The organism is Vogesella mureinivorans (genome assembly GCF_007644035.1).
Taxonomy (GTDB): Bacteria; Pseudomonadota; Gammaproteobacteria; order Burkholderiales; family Chromobacteriaceae; genus Vogesella; species Vogesella mureinivorans.
Window position 1 is genome coordinate 1 of sequence record NZ_VMTV02000221.1, and the last position, 319, is coordinate 319.

Sequence of the window (319 nt, forward strand, 5' to 3'; positions counted from 1 at the left end):
GAGGCCCGCAGTTCCTCAAGACGCGGGCCGGCGCGGCCGCTCTGCCACGCCAGCACGCCCTGCCAGATGATCAGCAGGCCGCCAAGCAGCGCGATCAGGGCCACGACGAAATACGCTGGACGCCGAAGCGCCAGCACTTCGGGCGGCAGCTGCACCGGGTCCTTCTGCTTCTTCCTGCGCTTGGTCATCGACCTCGGTTTCCTTCGCCCCTGGGTGGCCGCATCCGCACCGCCACGCCCTGTCGCTTTCAGCGGATGCCGGTATGGCCGAATCCGCCCTCGCCCCGCGCGCTGGCCTCGAAGGACTCGACGCGTTCCAG

Annotated in this window: 1 protein-coding gene; it reads right to left on the bottom strand. The window is 69.6% G+C overall.

Annotation, left to right across the window (positions count from 1 at the left end; translation table 11 throughout):
* On the bottom strand, nt 1-188 hold a 188-nt coding region (locus FLQ44_RS07890), incomplete at its 3' end, for a hypothetical protein (RefSeq protein WP_147693943.1).
* Nucleotides 189-319: the final 131 nt, after the last annotated feature.